This window comes from Flavobacterium sp. ENC (assembly GCF_020991415.1).
Classification (GTDB): Bacteria; Bacteroidota; Bacteroidia; order Flavobacteriales; family Flavobacteriaceae; genus Flavobacterium.
Genome location: NZ_JAJMOY010000005.1, coordinates 45,581 through 64,208, shown reverse-complemented (window position 1 = coordinate 64,208; position 18,628 = coordinate 45,581). Strand labels below are relative to the sequence as shown.

17 protein-coding genes are annotated in these 18,628 nt (G+C 37.3%); 6 read left to right on the top strand and 11 right to left on the bottom strand.

The features are described from left to right. Positions 1-63: 63 nt before the first annotated feature. The 6 genes from cobC to LPB89_RS14245 all read right to left on the bottom strand — a co-directional run bounded on the left by cobC (position 64) and on the right by LPB89_RS14245 (position 5,829). Positions 64-600, bottom strand: a complete 537-nt coding sequence (gene cobC / locus LPB89_RS14270; RefSeq protein ID WP_230702430.1) for an alpha-ribazole phosphatase — start codon at positions 598-600, stop codon at positions 64-66. Then, on the bottom strand, positions 585-1,382 hold the full coding sequence (locus tag LPB89_RS14265) for an adenosylcobinamide-GDP ribazoletransferase (RefSeq protein ID WP_230702429.1): 798 nt from the start codon (positions 1,380-1,382) through the stop codon (positions 585-587). The genes cobC and LPB89_RS14265 overlap by 16 nt, the downstream gene beginning before the upstream one ends. Before the next feature lie 1,133 nt (positions 1,383-2,515). Beyond that, positions 2,516-2,947 (bottom strand): IS200/IS605 family transposase, encoded by a 432-nt coding sequence (tnpA, locus tag LPB89_RS14260; RefSeq protein WP_230702428.1) that lies wholly within the window; start codon positions 2,945-2,947, stop codon positions 2,516-2,518. A gap of 49 nt (positions 2,948-2,996) precedes the next feature. Continuing rightward, positions 2,997-4,676, bottom strand: coding sequence for a nicotinate-nucleotide--dimethylbenzimidazole phosphoribosyltransferase (gene cobT, locus LPB89_RS14255; protein ID WP_230702427.1), 1,680 nt, complete (start codon positions 4,674-4,676; stop codon positions 2,997-2,999). A gap of 104 nt (positions 4,677-4,780) precedes the next feature. Beyond that, positions 4,781-5,305, bottom strand: coding sequence for a bifunctional adenosylcobinamide kinase/adenosylcobinamide-phosphate guanylyltransferase (cobU, locus tag LPB89_RS14250; protein ID WP_230702426.1), 525 nt, complete (start codon positions 5,303-5,305; stop codon positions 4,781-4,783). 161 nt (positions 5,306-5,466) lie between these two features. Further along, positions 5,467-5,829 carry a DUF5522 domain-containing protein gene (locus tag LPB89_RS14245; protein WP_230702425.1) on the bottom strand — a complete coding sequence of 121 codons (363 nt, stop codon included), beginning with the start codon at positions 5,827-5,829 and terminating at the stop codon, positions 5,467-5,469. A 173-nt stretch (positions 5,830-6,002) separates the two neighbouring features. Here LPB89_RS14245 and LPB89_RS14240 point away from each other — a divergent pair, with 173 nt between their 5' ends. From LPB89_RS14240 to LPB89_RS14230, 3 genes are all read left to right on the top strand, one after another. Further along, positions 6,003-7,145 carry an ABC transporter substrate-binding protein gene (locus LPB89_RS14240; RefSeq protein WP_230702424.1) on the top strand — a complete coding sequence of 381 codons (1,143 nt, stop codon included), beginning with the start codon at positions 6,003-6,005 and terminating at the stop codon, positions 7,143-7,145. A 65-nt stretch (positions 7,146-7,210) separates the two neighbouring features. Continuing rightward, positions 7,211-8,179: an iron ABC transporter permease gene (locus LPB89_RS14235; protein WP_230702722.1), complete on the top strand. Its 969-nt coding sequence runs from the start codon at positions 7,211-7,213 to the stop codon at positions 8,177-8,179. Between the two features lie 52 nt (positions 8,180-8,231). Then, the gene (locus tag LPB89_RS14230) at positions 8,232-9,008 is read left to right on the top strand and encodes an ABC transporter ATP-binding protein (RefSeq protein ID WP_230702423.1); all 777 of its coding nucleotides are present in this window, start codon (positions 8,232-8,234) and stop codon (positions 9,006-9,008) included. Positions 9,009-9,182: 174 nt separating this feature from the next. Here the strand turns inward: LPB89_RS14230 and LPB89_RS14225 are convergent, their stop codons facing one another. Both LPB89_RS14225 and LPB89_RS14220 read right to left on the bottom strand, forming a co-directional pair. After that, on the bottom strand, positions 9,183-9,638 hold the full coding sequence (locus tag LPB89_RS14225) for a tRNA (cytidine(34)-2'-O)-methyltransferase (RefSeq protein WP_230702422.1): 456 nt from the start codon (positions 9,636-9,638) through the stop codon (positions 9,183-9,185). Positions 9,639-9,726: 88 nt separating this feature from the next. Next, positions 9,727-10,290, bottom strand: coding sequence for a pseudouridine synthase (locus LPB89_RS14220; RefSeq protein WP_230702421.1), 564 nt, complete (start codon positions 10,288-10,290; stop codon positions 9,727-9,729). 140 nt (positions 10,291-10,430) lie between these two features. On the opposite strand from LPB89_RS14220, the gene LPB89_RS14215 reads away from it, so the two are divergent. The 3 genes from LPB89_RS14215 (at position 10,431) to LPB89_RS14205 (ending at position 15,448) form a co-directional block, all read left to right on the top strand. Then, positions 10,431-10,793, top strand: coding sequence for a hypothetical protein (locus LPB89_RS14215; RefSeq protein ID WP_230702420.1), 363 nt, complete (start codon positions 10,431-10,433; stop codon positions 10,791-10,793). 144 nt (positions 10,794-10,937) lie between these two features. Continuing rightward, a complete protein-coding gene (locus LPB89_RS14210) occupies positions 10,938-11,690 on the top strand; it encodes an SDR family NAD(P)-dependent oxidoreductase (protein ID WP_230702419.1) in 753 nt (250 codons plus the stop codon). 311 nt (positions 11,691-12,001) lie between these two features. Next, a complete protein-coding gene (locus LPB89_RS14205; protein WP_230702418.1) occupies positions 12,002-15,448 on the top strand; it encodes a T9SS-dependent choice-of-anchor J family protein in 3,447 nt (1,148 codons plus the stop codon). Positions 15,449-15,516: 68 nt separating this feature from the next. On the opposite strand, the gene LPB89_RS14200 is transcribed toward LPB89_RS14205, so the two are convergent. From LPB89_RS14200 to LPB89_RS14190, 3 genes are read right to left on the bottom strand one after another with little or no spacing between them, the layout of a single operon-like run. After that, positions 15,517-16,056, bottom strand: coding sequence for a MepB family protein (locus LPB89_RS14200; RefSeq protein ID WP_230702417.1), 540 nt, complete (start codon positions 16,054-16,056; stop codon positions 15,517-15,519). A 54-nt stretch (positions 16,057-16,110) separates the two neighbouring features. Continuing rightward, entirely contained in the window at positions 16,111-17,970 is a 1,860-nt protein-coding gene (locus tag LPB89_RS14195) for a hypothetical protein (RefSeq protein ID WP_230702416.1), read from the bottom strand. After that, on the bottom strand, positions 17,967-18,518 hold the full coding sequence (locus LPB89_RS14190; protein WP_230702415.1) for an RNA polymerase sigma factor: 552 nt from the start codon (positions 18,516-18,518) through the stop codon (positions 17,967-17,969). The genes LPB89_RS14195 and LPB89_RS14190 overlap by 4 nt, the downstream gene beginning before the upstream one ends. Between the last annotated feature and the right edge of the window lie 110 nt (positions 18,519-18,628).

Here is an 18,628-nt window from a genome sequence, read left to right as displayed (position 1 = left end):
TTAAAATTATTGAATATTCAAATTTGTTTTACTTTTTGAATTAAATTCTAAACAAATCAAAGTTTACAGTTCTATTTTGATGACTTGTCCAAAATCGACTTTGTTCTGAAAAGCCTCTTGTAAGGGCAGTGCAGTCTGATGACAAAGGAAACTTCTGATGACACCGGCATGTGCAACGATAATTAGTGGTGTGTCTGTTTTTTTTGAAAGCTGCTCCGCTAAAAAAATACCAACCCGTTCATGCAATTCGACAAAAGATTCTCCATTTGAAACACTGATATTTACAAAATCTTCCATCCACGGATTAAGTTCTTCCGGTGGAATACTATTCCAGTTTTTCATTTCCCAGTCACCAAAATTCATTTCCATTAGTCGATTGTCTTCGTGGTACGAAAGGGTTTTGATCTGGTTTTGAATGTGTTTTGCTAAAATAGTACAGCGCTGCAAGGGACTTGAAAAAAGAATAGCTTCCGAAGGTAATTGGTCTGTTATATTTTTGAAAATAATGTCATAGGGCTCAGCCAGACCAATATCAGACTGTCCGTAACAAATTCCTTTTTCGCAGGTAGTCTCCGTGTGACGAACTAGAAAAATTTCCATACCAAAAGAATGCTTAAATAATAAATGATCTCACAAACCTGCTGGGTGGCGCCGAGACAATCTCCGGTATAACCGTCAATCCATTTTTGGAAATAACGGGCTAAAAAATAACGGGTCAGGAAAACCGGAAGTAGAACCAAAAGGATCTGATACTTAAAATACGAAAGAACAAACAAAGGGATGAGTCCGAAGAAAAAAGCGCCCAGAACTTCTTTCCAGGTATTGCTTTTTGCGATCGGTTTACTCTTGCTGGAAGCATCATCCCTTGAATATTCATGTGTAAAAATAATACTGATAGCAGTCAGTCGACTCAAAGCATGAGCCGAAACAAACAACAGGAAAATGGGTAAAACAGAAAACCGATCGCCAATTGGAAAAAGCAAAACAGCATCTGAAAGCAGTTTGAATTTCAACAAAAAAAGCAAAACCAAACCAATGGCCCCATAAGCGCCAATAGCACTGTCTTTCATGATCATCAGAATTTTTTCTTTGGTCCAGCCTCCGCCAAAACCATCGCAGACATCTGCAAAACCATCTTCATGAAAAGCACCGGTTGTAAGTATAGAAGCAATAATTGCTAAAATCACTGCGATTTCTGCTGACAGAAAAAGAGAAAAAATATAAAAAGCCAGAAAAGAAATACTCCCGACAATCCAACCAATTAGCGGAAAGTATCGCGTAGCTTTATTTAAGTACTCCGGATTGTGATCAATGTTTTTCGGACATGGAATTCTGGTGTAAAACATCAAAGCGGTAAAAAAAATATGTAGTTCTTTTTTCATTGAAAATATAGGTAAGTTTATTTGGCTAAAGCCAGTTTGATTGTCAATAAATTTTCCAACATCTAAAGATGTTGGCTATTGATTTTAGATTGTCTTCAAATTTAATTTTTATTGCTTCGTTGTTTTTGGGTGGCCATGAGATTTATATGTAGTCTAATAATTTACTAAATATTGGTTATCAAATTTCGGATTAACTTCAAATTACATTTTTTATTGATAGGTTATTTTTTAATAGCCCCCAGATTTATCTGGGGGAAAATAATTTATAATTAGAAAGGCTTTAGCCAAATTTTCATGTACATTATTTTTTTCATTTATAACACAGGTAAGTTTATTTGGCTAAAGCCAGTTTGATTGTCAATAAATTTTCCAACATCTAAAGATGTTGGCTATTGATTTTAGATTGTCTTCAAATTTAATTTTTATTGCTTCGCTGTTTTTGGGTGGCCATGAGATTTATATGTAGTCTTATAATTTACTAAATATTGGTTATCAAATTTCGGATTAACTTCAAATTACATTTTTATTGATAGGTTATTTTTTAATAGCCCCCAGATTTATCTGGGGGGAAATAATTTATAATTAGAAAGGCTTTAGCCAAATTTTCATGTACATTATTTTTTTCATTTATAACACAGGTAAGTTTATTTGGCTAAAGCCAGTTTGATTGTCAATAAATTTTCCAACATCTAAAGATGTTGGCTATTGATTTTAGATTGTCTTCAAATTTAATTTTATTGCTTCGTTGTTTTTGGGTGGCTATGAGATTTATATAAGGCTAATAATTTACTCAGTATTGGTTATCAAATTTCGGATTAACTTCAGATTACATTTTTTATTGATAGGTTATTTTTTAATAGCCCTCAGATTTATCTGGGGGAAAATAATTTATAATTAGAAAGGCTTTAGCCAAATTTTCATGTACATTACTTTTTTCATTTATAACACAGGTAAGTTTATTTGGCTAAAGCCAGTTTGATTGTCCATAGTATTCCAACATCTAAAGATGTTGGCTATTGAATTATGGATTGTGTATAGATTTTATTTTATTGATTTGTTGTTTTAATAGCCCCCAGATTTATCTGGGGGGTAGTGATTTACAATGAGACGGCTTTAGCCAAATTTTATTTAGCCTAATCTTTTTGAAACCCAAATTTGCTAATAATTTCATCATATTCTTCCTGAAAAGTTTTTTTCTTGTGATGGGTTTCCTGATTTTTAATATAATCTCTCACTTTGTCAATTAAAGATTCAGAAACGGAAACTGCAAAATATTCATCCTGCCATTCAAATTTGTTTTTAGTCAATTTATTTTTATTAATCCAAAATGAGGATTCCCCTTTGATTAATTGTATTATTTTTTGAATATTTTGATCTGCTCCCAGTGAAATAATACAATGGCAATGATCTGAATAACCATTAATATGATCCATATAGATTCCTTTTTCTTTTGCATTTTCTTTTATATGATTCCAGACTTTTTGACGTAATTCAAAAGAATCTAAATAGGGAAATCTGTTTTTTGTACTCCATACAAAATGGATATAAATTTTTATTAATGGCATATAGATATAAATATAAAAAATGAGACTTAAAACTGCGACTTAAAACTCCCTACTTCCTGCTAACCCCGGCATTTTCAAAAGTAGCCATTTCATTCAAAAAAGCTTCTGCTGATTTCAAGATAGGGAAAGCAATGGCACAGCCCGTTCCTTCGCCGAGACGCAAATCTAAATTTAAAATGGGTTTTGCCCCTAAATAATTTAATAATTTCTGATGTGCATTTTCTGCTGAAACATGACAAAAAATGGCATTCTCCTTAATATTTGGATTCATTTTCGAAGCAATCAGAAAAGCCACGCTGCAAATAAAACCATCCACAAGAATCAGCATGTTATGATCGTAAGCGGCTAACATTCCGCCTGCCATTTGCATAATTTCGAAACCTCCGAAGTAAGCCAGCTGCTGTGTGATTTGGTCCTGACCGGAATAATTGTCAAGAGCTTTTTGTAGTATGTTTTGTTTCTGAAGTAACTTTTCGTCTTCAACTCCTGTTCCTTTTCCGACGCATTCTTCGATGGGGAAACCGGTCAGCAGACTCATTAAAACAGCAGCCGTTGAGGTATTTCCGATTCCCATTTCACCAAAACCAATACAGTTGGATCCTGTTTTGGCAATATCATCAACGATTGATTTCCCTTTTTCAAAACACAGCTGCAGTTCTGTTTCGCTCATAGCGGGAACGTGCAGAAAAGATTGTGTTCCTTTTGCAATTTTGGCAGGAATCAATTTGGCATTGGTCGGAAAGTCATAATTCACACCGGAATCTACAATCGATAACGCAATATTATTCTGATTACAGAAAACATTTATGGCTGCACCGCCTTCCAGAAAATTATGCACCATTTGGCGGGTTACATCCTGCGGATAAGCACTGACACCATGATTTGCAATGCCATGATCTGCAGCAAAAACGACAATATTCGGTTTTTTTATTTTTGGATTTAAAGTTTCAAAAACGCTTCCCAATTGGAAAGCTAAATCTTCTAAAATGCCTAAAGCGCCAACGGGTTTGGTTTTAGAATCGATTTTGTCCTGTAAAAGCTGTCTGAAAGCCGTTTTGTTTTTATTCGTGGACTGAGAATTGAACTGAAAGTTAGGAACTTCCTCTTTCACAACAGTTTTGATTTCCGTACAGTCCGGAGCCTCCGATTTCTGCTTCCAGTTTAATTGTTGCAGCATCGGCTGATTGTCATAATTGGTGGCCGGTTTCCCGATACAGAAATAACCAAGAGGTTCCATGTTTTCCGGTAAATCAATTATTTTCTTAAACTGATAATAATTCAAAATCGATACCCAGCCCATTCCATACCCTTGTTCGGTAAGCGAAAGCCAGATGTTTTGCGCAGCGCAAACCGAACTGAATTTAACGGCTTCGTTACTGCCAACGGTGCCAATCGTAAACTGATTTAAAACCGATCTGTCGTAAGCAATAATCAGTCCGATGGGAGCTTCTTCAATCGCTTCCAGTTTCAGGGATTGGTAGTGTTCTTTTTGTTCCGGATTGTCGGTCAGTCCGGCTGCTTTTGTGTTATAAGCTGAAAACAAATTTTTAACAGCACTTTTTACTTCCGGCGATTTAATAATATAATACTTCGTAGCATCCGTCAGTCCAACCGAAGGGGCCCAATGGCCGGCCTGTAACGCTTTCTGTATCACTTCTTCAGGAACTTCGTCGGCAGTAAAATGTCTGGTATCACGGCGTGATTTTAATATATCATCTAAATAACTCATATATTAATTTTCAATGTTCAATTTTTAAATTCCAAATTTCAAGAAGGAATCACAAGATAAAGTATGACTTGGAATTTGGAATTTAAAAATTTGGAATTTATTTTTTAAGTTTTGGAATTTTTTCCTTTTATAGTAACGGGAATTCCGGAAACCATCAACACCACTTCATCCGCTTTTGCTGCCAGAAACTGATTCATCCAGCCCTGCAGTTCGGTAAATTTTCTACCGATATGAGTTTCAGCATGAACGCCCATTCCAATTTCATTGGTAACGATTATCAGGGCGGTATGGGGTTGTTTCGCTATTTTCTCAAATTCAGCTTTGGCCTCTTCCAAAGATAAGGAAACATCATTTTTAGTATCGACAAAAAAATTCGTCAGCCACAGCGTCACACAATCGATTAAAGCTACTTTTCCGGTGAAATCAATCTCGCTTACATATTTTTCTTTTTCAATATTCGTCCAGCGTTCGTCCCGTTCCTGCTGATGCCTGTCGATTCTGTTCTGGAAATCCGAATCCCATTTTCGGGCCGTTGCCACATACAGCGGGGCTTCCGAAAGTTGTAAAGCCAGGTTCTGGGCATAACTGCTTTTGCCGGATCGTTCACCGCCGGTAATTAGATAGATCATTTTGGAGTATGAATTATAAATTTTACAATGATAATTAGGGCGTTCCCTTCGGTCGGGCTATCCACTTTATCTTTTGTTTTTTAAAGAAAAAAACAAAAGGATGCCGTTCCTATCCCTAACGCAAGGACGAATGTATGAATTTATAAGGCACCAAAAATAATTTAATATGGGCAATGCCTGCAGTGATTGCCGCAACAACTTCCTCTTTTTAAGTGAAACCAGGCTTTAAAAACATATTTTTCGTCTTCAAGGTAATAATCAATTCCTTCGATTAACTGTTCTGTTTTTGGTAAAGATGCGGCTTTATTCCGAAGGGCTTTTTCGGGGGTAAGGGTTTCAATATAGGCATCTATTTTATCTTCACATGCTTCTTTAAAACAAACCGGACAAAGACAGTCACCTCCTTCAGAAAGATTAAAAATAGGAGGGTAGTCATTACACCAGCATTTGTTTTCAACAGAAATATCTCCGCAGCTGAAAGAAGAGTCACAGCTTAAGCAAACTTTTGTTTTTGTGGTATTCATGTGAGTAAAAATAATATTTGTTTAATTTTGTAAGAATAAAAGTAAACAAAAAAAATAGAAATTGGTTTACCTTTGCCATCATTGAAATGTAATTATGAATTTGTAATACTTCGAAATCACATCTGTTCAGAAGGAATTACAAATACCATACCCTAAAAACTTATAACCTAAAGATGAAACATTTATTACCTAAGTTTATTTTTATTTTTTCTTTCTTGCTCCTTACCGGATGTAAAAAAAAGGAAGATACAGTGTCTGTTAAAACGGAAACTTCTAAAAATAGTATCGAGTACGCTTCCGGGCTTTCTATTGTGAAACACGAAGGATATTCGGTAGTAACGGTTTTAAATCCATGGCCAAATGCCAATAAAAAATTCACTTATATCTTAAAAGAAAAAGAAGCTAAAGTTCCGGACAGCTTACAGTCTTACACGACGATAAAAGTGCCTTTGGAATCTGTAGTAGTGACTTCAACAACCAATATTCCGTTTTTGGAAATGCTGGAAGTAGAAGACAAACTGGTTGGTTTTCCCCATACCGATTATGTTTCTTCAGAAAAAACAAGAGCACTGATTGATAAAGGTGCTGTCAAAAATGTGGGGCAGAATGAAAAATTAAATATTGAACAGCTTATAGAATTGTCACCGGACCTTATTGTTACGTTTGGAGTAGACAACAACAATCCGATGCTGGACAATTTGAAGAAAAGCGGTTTGAGGGTGTTTATCCAGGCCGACTGGATGGAGCAGTCCCCACTGGGAAAAGCAGAATGGATTAAGCTTTACGGCGCTTTATTTGGTAAGGAAGATAAAGCAAAAGAATTGTTTGATAAGATTGTTTTAAGCTACAATCAGGCAAAGAAATTAGCAGCAGATCAAAAAGCCACTTCGACGGTTTTGTACGGATCGATGTATGAAGATGTCTGGTATGTTGCGAAAGGAAACAGCTGGGTAGCAGAATTTATGAAGGATGCGCAGGCCAATTATTTATGGGCAGATCTGAAAGGAACCGGAAGCGAAGGGCTGTCATTTGAAAAAGTGTTCGTCAAAGCCAAAACGGCTAATTTCTGGATCGCAGCAGGATCCTTTAAAACGCTGGACGAGTTTGGGAAAATAAATCCGCATTACACGCAGTTTGATGCTTTCAAGAATAAAAACGTTTATACTTTTGAAAGTCAGTTTGGGGCAACGGGGGGAATAATCTATTATGAGCTGGCACCAAGCCGCCCTGATTTAGTTTTAAAAGATTATATCAAGATTTTTCATCCTGACCTGTTACCGGGTTACGAATTTACTTTTGCATCCAAATTAAAATAGTCAAATTGATCCATAGAAAACGCAATATAATCCTGTTTTTTGTACTGGCTTTGGCACTTCTGTTCATGTTTTTTCTTGACATTAGCCTGGGGTCCGTTACCATTCCGTTCAAAGAAGTATATACGAGCCTGACGGGTGGTACTGCCAGTAAATCAACCTGGGAATACATCATTATTAACTATCGGCTCCCCAAAGCGATTACAGCTGTCTTGGTGGGTGTAGGATTATCTGTTAGCGGTTTGCTGATGCAGACTTTATTTCGGAATCCACTGGCGGGCCCGGATGTCCTCGGTTTGAGTTCAGGCGCTATTTTAGCGGTAGCTGTCGTGATTCTGGGTGCCGGTTTTCTACCGCCATTTCTAAACACAATTTTAGTATCTGCCTACGGAATTGTACTGGCGTCAACCTTAGGAAGTATCTCCGTTTTATTACTGGTTTTAGTAGTGGCACAAAAACTGAGAAACACAATGGCAATTTTAATCGTCGGACTTATGTTTGGCAGTTTTACCAGTGCTATTGTCGGGGTTCTGACTTCTTTTAGTTCCGCAGAGCAGTTGCAGAAATTTACTTTTTGGTCATTAGGCAGTCTTGGAAATCTTTCCTGGACCTCAATTTGCATTTTGGCAGTTTGTGTGGGTCTGGGTCTTATTTTAAGTGCGGGTAGCATCAAACCGCTGAATGCGCTGCTTTTGGGGGAAAATTATGCTAAAAGCATGGGACTGAATTATAAGAGAGCCAGATTAATCATCATATTTGCCACCAGTATTCTGGCGGGAAGCATCACCGCTTTTGCCGGTCCGATTGCTTTTATTGGTTTGGCAGTACCCCATATTGCAAAACTTACTTTTCAGACCAGTAATCATGTCGTTTTATATTGGAGCACGTTTTTTTATGGCGGAATTATCATGCTGTTTTGCGATATTGCCTCACAGTTACCGGGATTGGAAACAACATTGCCTATCAATGCGATTACGTCTCTGATTGGTGCTCCTGTTGTGGTCTATTTATTACTGAAAAAAAGAAACTTCCAATAACAAAAAAACCTCGGCACCTTAACGACTTACAATCCTTAGCATCTTAAAAAAAATGAAAACAATTCTATCTACTTCAGATTTAAGTATTGGCTACAAGTCCGGGAATGCAACTGTGACTATTGCCCAAAAGCTGAATTTAAATCTCGGGGCAGGAAAACTCATTTCGCTGATAGGGGCAAACGGAATAGGAAAATCAACTTTATTAAGAACCATAACAGGGATTCAGCAGCCTTTATCAGGAACTGTTTTTCTGAATGGTAAAAATATAAATACCTACAAACCTTTAGCTTTAGCTCAAAACTTAAGCCTGGTGCTGACTGAAAAACTTCCACCCAGTAATTTGACTGTTTTCGAATTAGTGGCCTTGGGCCGTCAGCCGTACACGAACTGGATTGGTACTTTAACGCCCGAAGATATTACAAAAGTAAATGAGGCTTTGGCGCTGACACAAATCAGCGATCTGGCGCTTAAAAAACATTTTGAGATCAGCGACGGACAATTGCAAAAAGTTTTAATTGCAAGAGCACTGTCGCAGGATACACCGTTGATCATTCTCGACGAACCTACTACACATCTTGATTTGCTGCACAAAGTTTCCCTTTTCAAATTATTGAAAAAGCTCACACAGGAAACTCAAAAGTGTATTCTTTTTTCGACTCACGATATCGATCTGGCGATCCAATTAAGTGATGAAATGATTATCATGACTCCTGATCTGATTGTTCAGGATGAACCTTGTAATTTAATTTCAAAAGGAAGTTTTGCCACTTTGTTCAAAGACGAACATATCGCTTTTGATGCCGAAAAAGGAAAATTTATTATTACTTAGGTTTTTTTCAGGAGCTAATCCTGCTGTCCACTATATCTTTTGTGGTGAACCCCACCACAAAAGGATGCCGTTCCCATCAGGGCTAGGTGGGAGATCAGTTTTTATAAGAACAGTAGTAAGTGACAATTACGTAATATTATTAAATCTCATTACCATTCAATAACTGAGATCACATTACATCTTTAATCCAATTTGTCTTTTAGCTTCACCCACCACAAAAGCGACAGAATTGGCAATATTAAAACTTCGGATCAATTTTGACATCGGAATCGTTAAATGATTTTCAAAACGGGCCAGCACTTCTTGGCTTAAACCCACACTTTCTTTTCCGAAAACCAGCCAGTCCCCATCCTGAAAATCGGTTTGCAGGTACGATTTTTCGGCATGCGAACTCATCAGGAATACACGAGAGGGATCAGGAATTTGTCTGATCCATTCTTCAATATTCGCATACTCGGTAACATCAAGGTGTACCCAGTAATCCAGACCGGAACGTTTCAGGTTTTTGTCATTAATTACAAATCCAAAGGGATGAATTAAGTGCAGACGACTTTCTGTGCCGACACACAATCGTCCGATATTTCCGGTATTATTCGGGATTTCCGGTTCTACAAGAACTACGTTCAGCATTGGTTTTTGAGTTATGGGTTATGAGTTATAAGTTAAGAATTCTAAAAATTATCTAATTATCTAATCGTCTAATTATCAAATTATCTAATTAAAAAAAATCCTCAACTTCCAGAACATCTCCGGCTTTTAAGTTTTGCAAATATACATTTCCTATGCGAACGCGAACCAATCGTAAAGTCGGAAAACCAACGGCAGCCGTCATTTTTCGCACCTGACGAAATTTACCTTCATTTACCGTTATGGAAGCCCATGAAGTTGGTCCATGGCGTTCGTCCCTTATTTTTTTTGCTCTTGGTCCAAAGTCCGGAATTTCTGTCACGATAAAAGCCTTGCAGGGTCTGGTGATGTACTTTCCGCCATCAAAACCGATTTCAACCCCTTTTTGCAGCTGTTCGATAGCTTCAGCGGTGATTACACCATCGACCTGTACATAATATTCTTTATCGACTTTTTTACTCCTGATCTGTTCGCTTACTTTTCCGTCGGTGGTCAGTAAAAGCAAGCCTTCAGAATCTTCATCTAAACGGCCAATAGCCATGGTACCTTCCGGAAAGTCATATAATTCGCCCAGAAGCTTTTTCTTTCTTTTTAATTCGTAAATAAACTGGCTGAGATAGCCATAAGGTTTAAAAAGAATGAAGTGCTGGTGCATGTTTAATTTTTCTGCAAAGATAGTTTTGTTTCACTATAATTGAAAGAAGAAGATTTTATTATCCAAAAGCTATGTTAAAGCATTTAATTTTTTGTCATAGAATTCGTAATATTAGGATACGAATTTTAAAAAATAAAAATATGGAAACTAATGATTTAGGCTCTAAAAAAATAAACGGAGTACAAAAAACCAACGATGAACTGAAAGGGAAAAATGTTTCTCACGATCATAAACCTGAAGATACAAAATTGCAAAAAGAAGTGGTGACAGATGAAGATGGCAACAAAGAGGTGGTAGACCGGGCAAGAAATGAAAATGAAAAAATAAAAAAAGTTTCACATCAAACCGATAGCGAAAATTCAAACCGTGGCGTTTCTACAGAAGAAGAGGCAAAAAAAACGGTTGAAAACAAAGACAGGAATTCTGATATCACTCCAAATCGTTATCCTAATTCTGATCCCGAAAATCATAAAGACAGGGGAAATATGAAGTTAGATGAATAGTAAATGTTTTAATGACTTTGGCCTTTTTTTTTCTTAAATAACATTTGATTGGCAAACAGCGTTAATGTTATTTTAAAGTCCTGTTTTAAACGGGTCATCCCTGCGGATCTTCGTAAATTGTAGTATTAATTAAAATACAAGATTATGGCACTTTTAGAAAACAAAGTGGCTTTTGTATCGGGAGCAGGTTCAGGAATTGGGCGTGCTGTTGCAGAAGTCTATGCTCGGGAAGGAGCAAAAGTTATTATTTCAGACATAAATACAGAGCACGGCCAGGAGACCGTGAAAATTATAAAGGATAGTGGTGGTGAAGCTTTTTTTATTAAAGGAGATTCTTCAAGTGCAAGTGACAATAAGAGGCTGGTAGAGGAAACGGTTGCAAAATACGGGCGATTGGACATTGCGTGTAATAATGCAGGAATGGGTGGTCCGGCCAAACCAACTGGCGAATACGAGCCTGAGTCCTGGGATCGCGTTATTGCGCTTAACCTTAGTGGTGTTTTTTACGCCTGTCGTTATCAATTGGAGCAAATGGAAAAAAACGGCGGTGGAAGCATTGTTAATATTGCATCCATCCACGGTCAGGTTGCCGCTCCCAATAGTGTCGCTTACACCGCATCAAAACATGGAGTTGTCGGACTAACCAAAAATATTGCCGCAGAGTATGCTCAGAAAAATATTCGCTGCAATGCCGTTGGCCCGGGTTATATTGAAACGGCATTGTTAAAAGATAATTTAGATAGTAGTGCAATGACAGCAATTGCAGCAAAAGCACCCATGAATCGTTTGGGAACTGCCGAGGAAATTGCAGAACTGGTTTTGTTTTTAAGTTCCGAAAAATCTTCATTTACCACAGGAAGTTATATCATTGCCGACGGAGGTTATACCGCGGTTTAGTTGTATTTCGAATTATAGAATTAAAAGGCCTTCTACTTGTAGAGGGTCTTTTTTTTGTTTATTTTCATATAATAAAAATAATTATCTAAAGTTATTTCTTATAAATTACTATCTTGTAGGTAAATTTTTCGAATAATGTAAATGCTGCCAAACTCTGTTGTTGCTGACAATAATGAAATAATTTTACTAATATTTTCTTTTTCATGAGCAGCTGTTCACTCATTGGAGCACCATAAGTTTAAGATTTTACAATATTCCCTTAATATTAAAGACTATAAATTTGATTTCTAAAAACCCCTATTTTCAAACGTATGAAAAACATTTACTCTTTACGCAGCGTAATCGCTTTTTTTAGCTTTTTTTGTTGCTTTTCGATGAGTCTTGTGGCACAGACCATGCCAACAGCTCAAAGTTTGCCTTACACGCAGGATTTTTCTTTTGCTGCAACAGTAGTAGCCTATCCGGCAGGTTTTCAGGGCTGGACAGTGTCGACCTCAAACCCGTCAGGTACAAGTCAATATGCCACTGCGGCTACTATGGTTGCCGACAGACCTTTGGTTGGGAGCAGCAATGCTTCTACCAGTAGTGGTAATTTTCATAATTATGATGGAAAGATCGGATTCCTGAATACAGGTTCTCTTGACCTGGCTATAGGATTTGCTTTTTCAACAATTGGTCAGACAGCGATTCAGGTTAAATATGATGCAATGACCATCCGTAATCCGTATGATATACCGCCAGCTACCAATAATACGCGTATAAATGAAATGGTTTTACAATATCGTGTTGGAACAACTGCTGCTTTCGTTTCTTTATTGCCAACGGCTTATGTTAATAATGATGTAAAACAGATTACAGCTGTTACCACTCCGCAGAATGTAAAAATCATCAAAGTAACCTTGCCGGCAGAATGCGAAAACCAGCCTGTTGTGCAAATCAGATGGATTTCCAAACAAAATTCAGGCGGGGGCTCACGTCCTTCTTTTGCGATTGATAATATAGATATAAGAAGCGATAACACAGCCCCGGTAAATGTGGCAGGTTATCCACAGGCCAGTACGATATTGTCGGACAGTTTTGATTTTTTGAATAAAGTAGATGAAGCTGCCAAAACCTACTATGTATTAGTCCCTTCAGGAAGTGCGGAACCAACTGCTGCCCAGATAAAATCGGGTGTTGATGCTACCGGAACAGCAGCTTTACAATCCGGATTTCTGGACATTACAGATCCTTCACAGGTATATGTAAAAAACTTTAGTGGTTTGAGTCTTAATACTCCGTATACTGTTTTTTCTATTTCTGAAGATCTTTATGGCAATATTCAGTCCACGGTAAATAAAGTGGATGTTACGACTTCAAGTGTTGTAATTCCATCTTTAGCCACGACAACAGCTTCACTGGATCTGGGATTTTCTGAGGCAAATTTTGATTCGGAAACGTTATCTTATCAGATTCAGGGAAGCAATCTTACAAATGATGTCGTAGTGACTGCGGGAACTAATTTTTCAATTTCTAAAGACAATACCAACTTTCAATCTTCGCTAACCTATAACCTGTCTGATTTTGCAGGTAATGCAACGCCAACCGTTTATGTGAAGTTTACTCCAAATGCAACAGGCATTTTTTCAGGTCAGATTACACATGAATCCACCGGTGCAGCAACCAAAACAGTTACGCTGTCAGGAAGAGGAATTAATCCGTATGTACAGGGCTTTAATGATGCCAGTGTTTTTACAAACAGTGGCTGGACTCAGTATAATGTTTCAGGTCCCATTAATAAATGGTCAACGACTACTGTTACAAGAAATGTGAATTCCGGAACCGGTGCGGTTCTTATGAATGGTTTTTCGGATACCGGAGCAAGCAAGGATTGGTTAATATCGCCAAGATTACGTCTGGATAATTTTAATCAGTTTCCTTTATTGTCTTTCTACACCCGTAAGTTTTATGCGGGGCCAGGTTTGAAATTATTGGTTTCTGTTGATTATGACGGGAAAAGCAGTCCTGAAACGGCGACATGGACAGAAATAAATGGTAATTTTCCAACAGCAACCGGAACTTATGTACCCTCACAGTATATCAATTTGGGGGCTTATAAAACAAGTCATACATATCTCGCCTGGGTTTATGAAACTACCGCCGGAGGAACCAATAATGCTTCAGAATGGTCTTTTGATGATTATGCTGTTACTAATGAAACCGGGTTCGTTGCTTCAAATCCTGTTTTGGATTTTGGAGACGTTAGCCCTAACGCGATATCGGCCGGTAAACCGTTTGATTTTAAAGCAGATGGCTACGGGGATATTACCATTACGGCTCCTGCCGATTATCAGGTTTCGTTAGACAATATTTTATTTCAATCCGCTATTGTTGTAAGTGCTGCAGACGCAGTAACAGGTAAAACACTGTATGCAAGATTTACACCGTCAGTAAAAGCGCTGACTATTTCAGGTACATTAACAGTAACGGGGACGGGGCTAAACAAACAAATCGGATCTTTAACTGGTTCATCTTTACCAAAAGCAGATACTTTTGATGTGGTAACCTATAATTTGGAGTTTTTCGGTAGCGACGTAAAAGATAAAAGCGGAACTGAATTCGGACCAACTGATGATGCTTTACAAATAGAGAATGTTGCCAAAGTAATGAATAAGCTAAATGCCGATGTATATGTCGTACAGGAAGTTTCCGATGATCCTTCCATAGATGTGCTGATCCAGAAAATAAATATAAACGGAAAAACATTTGACAAAACCATTTCCACTTCCTGGTCTTATTCTTTTAATGATCCGGAACCTAATTTTCCACCTCAGAAACTGGTGGTGCTGTACAACACACAAACCACTACTGTAAAAAGTACGGAGGTGTTGTTTAAGGATTTATATGATGCTGTTCGTAACGGAACTACAATTTTACCGGGCTATCCCGGAACGGAAACTCCGCAGGTTAATGATGATAGTTTTTTCTCTTCAGGACGCTTGCCTTATTTGGTTAAGATTGAAACTAATATTGGAGGAATCAAAAAAGAAATTAACCTGATTGATCTTCATGCGCGTGCCAACAGCGGAAGCGATATGCTCAAATACAATCAGCGTAAATACGATGCCGAATATTTAAAAGACGCTTTAGATGCCAATTATCCAAATTCGAATTTTATGATTTTGGGCGATTTTAACGATGATGTAAAAATATCAGTTGTGGGACCAACTATTCCTTCGTCTTATCAGAAAATAGTAGAAGATACAGACCGCTACAATGCATTGACCTTAGGTATTAGCCAGGCAGGGGCCTATAGTTTTTTAAGTTCCGGAGGATTTTTGGATCATATTGTGATTTCGAATGAACTGACAGATCAATACATTCCTAACTCAATTGCAGTATACGATCCGCGTACGGATATTTCAGGTTATACCACTACAACTTCAGATCACGGACCCGTAATTGCCCGTTTCGAATTCAAAGCCGATAATTTAGCTACAACCGATTTTGAAAATAAAAATGGATATTTTGTTCAGGCCTATCCGAATCCGGCGTCAGATGTTGTAAACGTTACAGTGAAAACAGCGCAGGATAAAAACCTGAAATTAAGAATTTATGACATATCAGGCCGTTTAGTAATGAGTCCGATTGAAATAAAAGGAACCGAGGAAAAAAGTAATGCAGTGATTCCGGTAGGTAATCTTAAAAGCGGAGTTTATATTTATACGCTGACTGAAAACAATAAGGTGATTTACACCAGTAAAATTATTAAGAAATAAAGTTTTTTTGTTTTTAAAACAACAAAGGCAGCTCGATCGAGCTGCCTTTGTTTATTATTTTAGACTTTTTAATCACGCTCCAGTAAACGTTTTACATGATTTAAATCTGTACAGGAATCGAGCTGAATTTCATAAAAATAATCCAGTTGCCACTGCTGTGTTTTCTGAGCCTGTTTGCTGGTAGTTTGGTCCCACGGCGGATAAACTCTTGTGGCCCGTATTCCTTCTTTGGCGGCAGTAGAAAATATTCCTTTCGCCAACAAAACAGATTTTGGGAAAATAAACTGTCCGGACAATTCGTTTTTTCTGACACTGACTATAACATAATCAATGGCGTCTGAAGCATCAAAAGGTTCAATCGTTTTTGAGGATTGATTGCGTTTCCATAACGTGACAAACTGACCTGTTTTTGTGGGAGTAATTTTGGCTTCACGATAGCAAATGTTCTTCCCGTTCAATTGAAAGCGATAGGCGCTGTATTCCGCACTTTCTCCTTCCGGATGAGGTTGGGTAAATTCCGGATCAAGAAGGCCGTAAACCAATTCCATAGCCAGCAGTAAGTCCGGTGGAATGGAATCTGGATTATTCCAGTTGTTTTTAATGCTCATTCTAAGAGGGTTAATTTTGTTGCTGTATTTTTGAAAATTACAACAAAAAATAGTCTAAAATGAAACATTCAACCCAAAATTCAATCCCCACTGAAACTGATTGAAAGACTGGTTGTTTAGTGGATTTAAATAATAATTCATAGCCGGTTCAACAAAGACATTTGTTTTCTTGTAAATGCGGTATTGCACCGTGCTGCTTAATACTGAACCGTAAACAAAGTCATTGGCTTCAATATTTTCCCCAATTGAATTACCGTCCAAAGCTACATGGTTTGAAATCAATTTACCTACAAAACCGCCTGTATTTAGGCTGATACTCGTTTTGTTTTTACTAAAAACGGCATACGAAACTTCTAAGGGCATTTCGATATATTTTAAACTCTGATCTAAATTACCCGTTTGCACATTATTACTTTTCAGTACCTCTTTGCTGCTGTTCGAAACAAATACATAATCGCTATTTGACGCAATTTGCGGAGTAGCGGAACTCTGAATGTAATAATCATTGTAGCTTGCAAGGGCATTATTTCGTTCACTTACATTCACATAGGAAACATTAGCAATACTCTGACCCAGTTCGTTGATTTTAAAACCGGAACCAACCGCCCATTTTTTATTGATTTTGTATTTTGTTTTTACGCCGTAAGTATTACTTTGTTTCGAGTCATTGACATGGCCTAGCGTTTTCTCATTTTTATAATTTTCAGAATTGGCAACGCCCGCAAAAACTGCAACAGCCCATTTTTCGGCACTGGATTTAGATTTTACTTCTTTCTCTGTTTCTTTTTTCGCTTCGGAAGCAACAATACCTTTTTCTAATTTCTGAAGTTCCGCTAACTGAACAGAATCTTGTTTGGTTAATACAGCGCCAAATTTTGAATTGCTTTTTTGATGCTCCGCCAAAGTTTTTTCAGTTACAGCCAATTCTTTTTTGGATTCTTTTCCGCTTTTAGCCATTTTACTTTCCGAATCATTTGAAAAAGGTTGGGCAGAATGTAAAGCGAAGCTGTTATTGCTGTTTGTAATGTTTTTCGAATGCTGCTTATCTTCAAAAAGAGCATTTGAAAGCTGATTTTTTGAGGTCGCGTTAAATGGATTCTGCTTTCCCTGATTAAAGGTCTTTTCGGCAAGAATCTGATTGGCTTTTCGTTTCTCTACATCTGCTATTTGCGTTTTTGAAGTCGCATGAAGCGAATTTTGCTTTCCGGTGCTAAGTGATTTTTCAGCTAAACCCTGATTTGTGTTTCTTTTTTCAGCATCCAAGGGTTGATTTTTTGAATCCGTATTGAATAGATTGCGCTTTTCAGGGCTAAATGTTTTTGCAGCTACATTTTGATTCGCATTTCTTTTATTGTTTACTATTTGATTTTTGGAAGCAGAATGTAATCCATTTTCTTTTTCAGGAGTACCTGCATTTTCAGCTACAGCCTGAGTGCTGTTTCTTTTTCCTGTAGTTCCCACTTCCTCATTTGAAACGTTGCGATTTTTTTCGTTATCTGCACCAGCATGAACAACAGCTGTTTCCTGTACTTGTTTTTCCTTTTCAAAACGGGATTGTTTTACAGGATTTTCTGAATTTGTAACAGTAACTGGATTTTGCCTGAGCGTATTTTTCTCAGTACTAATTGTTTTGTCCGGATTGGATTCTGCCGCGTTTTCGTCAAGAGCAACACTGTTGTTTTCTACGGCATTTGTATCTGCATTTTTAATTCCTGATCCTGAATTAAAATGCAAAACAGAAGGGAGCATCAGACCTAATAATAAGCATGCAGCAGCCGACCACCAAAGAATAGCTCTTTTCTTCTTTTTGGGTTTATTTAGTTTTTCTTCAATCTGTCCCCATAATTCGGGTGGCGGAACACTTGAAAAGTTTTCCATTGATGAAAAAATATCTTCTATTTTTTGCTTCTTCATGCTGTCTTAAAATTTTTTATGCTCAAAATTCTTTTTTGCAAAATTCGCTTGGCCCTGTTTAAATTTGATTTTGAGGTACCTTCTGAAATTTTCAATACTTCGGCTATTTCTTTATGTTTCATCTTTTCGAAAACATACAAGTTAAAAACGGTCCTGTACTGATCGGGTAAATCCCGGATGTATTCGAGTAACTTTTCCTGTTCGATCGGGATAATGTCCAGTTCTTCCTCTTCAGTATAATCGGTATCAGGGTCAAAAACATCTAAAAAGAAATTTTCCTTTTTCTTCTTGTTTAAAGTCTCAATAAGTTTATTGATAAAAATGCGTTTTAACCAGCCTTCAAAACTTCCTTCAAACTTGTATTGGCTTATTTTTTGAAAAACAATCAAAAAGGCTTCCTGAAAAACATCTTTGGCGTCGTCTTCGTTTTTCATATATTTCAAGCAGATTCCATACAAAACAGGAGAGAACAACTGATAAATCTTCAGTTGTCCTTCTCTTTCATTTTGCATGCATTGCTTAATATATTTTTCTATATCGTCTTTCAAAGATGTGGTTAAATTTGTTTTGGCAAAATTAGTTTTTTTTAACTCAGAAAACTATCTTTTTGAGATAGTCAGAGTAGGAGCCGTAAGAGTGCTTGCGATTACTGTGTTTT

Coding starts and splice junctions, on each gene's coding strand:
- cobC (WP_230702430.1), bottom strand. CDS start 600: ATGGAAATTTTTCTAGTTCGTCACACGGAGACTACCTGCGAAAAAGGA.
- LPB89_RS14265 (WP_230702429.1), bottom strand. CDS start 1,382: ATGAAAAAAGAACTACATATTTTTTTTACCGCTTTGATGTTTTACACC.
- tnpA (WP_230702428.1), bottom strand. CDS start 2,947: ATGCCATTAATAAAAATTTATATCCATTTTGTATGGAGTACAAAAAAC.
- cobT (WP_230702427.1), bottom strand. CDS start 4,676: ATGAGTTATTTAGATGATATATTAAAATCACGCCGTGATACCAGACAT.
- cobU (WP_230702426.1), bottom strand. CDS start 5,305: ATGATCTATCTAATTACCGGCGGTGAACGATCCGGCAAAAGCAGTTAT.
- LPB89_RS14245 (WP_230702425.1), bottom strand. CDS start 5,829: ATGAATACCACAAAAACAAAAGTTTGCTTAAGCTGTGACTCTTCTTTC.
- LPB89_RS14240 (WP_230702424.1), top strand. CDS start 6,003: ATGAAACATTTATTACCTAAGTTTATTTTTATTTTTTCTTTCTTGCTC.
- LPB89_RS14235 (WP_230702722.1), top strand. CDS start 7,211: ATGTTTTTTCTTGACATTAGCCTGGGGTCCGTTACCATTCCGTTCAAA.
- LPB89_RS14230 (WP_230702423.1), top strand. CDS start 8,232: ATGAAAACAATTCTATCTACTTCAGATTTAAGTATTGGCTACAAGTCC.
- LPB89_RS14225 (WP_230702422.1), bottom strand. CDS start 9,638: ATGCTGAACGTAGTTCTTGTAGAACCGGAAATCCCGAATAATACCGGA.
- LPB89_RS14220 (WP_230702421.1), bottom strand. CDS start 10,290: ATGCACCAGCACTTCATTCTTTTTAAACCTTATGGCTATCTCAGCCAG.
- LPB89_RS14215 (WP_230702420.1), top strand. CDS start 10,431: ATGGAAACTAATGATTTAGGCTCTAAAAAAATAAACGGAGTACAAAAA.
- LPB89_RS14210 (WP_230702419.1), top strand. CDS start 10,938: ATGGCACTTTTAGAAAACAAAGTGGCTTTTGTATCGGGAGCAGGTTCA.
- LPB89_RS14205 (WP_230702418.1), top strand. CDS start 12,002: ATGAAAAACATTTACTCTTTACGCAGCGTAATCGCTTTTTTTAGCTTT.
- LPB89_RS14200 (WP_230702417.1), bottom strand. CDS start 16,056: ATGAGCATTAAAAACAACTGGAATAATCCAGATTCCATTCCACCGGAC.
- LPB89_RS14195 (WP_230702416.1), bottom strand. CDS start 17,970: ATGAAGAAGCAAAAAATAGAAGATATTTTTTCATCAATGGAAAACTTT.